At 75.5% G+C, this 229-nt stretch carries 1 protein-coding gene; it reads right to left on the bottom strand.

The window, feature by feature from the left end:
• Positions 1–229, bottom strand: a 229-nt coding sequence (locus BEN49_RS28245; protein ID WP_158022989.1) for a hypothetical protein, incomplete at both ends; no start/stop codon positions are given.

Raw genomic sequence — 229 nt, 5'->3', positions numbered from 1 at the left:
GGCCGAGCCAGGCCGTGTGGGTTGGCCAGGGTGCGGCTGCCGCCGCAGGAGCCGTCGTCGTAACCCGCGGCCCAGGCCAGGAAGGCTTCGGATTGGGCGCCGCGCAGGGCCAGCACCGGGCAGGCGAAGCGGCCGAGCCAGGCCGTGTGGGTTGGCCAGGGTGCGGCTGCCGCCGCAGGAGCCGTCGTCGTAACCCGCGGCCCAGGCCAGGAAGGCTTCGGATTGGGCG

The sequence above is a fragment of the Hymenobacter coccineus genome (assembly GCF_001816125.1).
Classification (GTDB): domain Bacteria; phylum Bacteroidota; class Bacteroidia; order Cytophagales; family Hymenobacteraceae; genus Hymenobacter; species Hymenobacter coccineus.
This window is presented reverse-complemented; position numbering and strand designations above follow the sequence as displayed.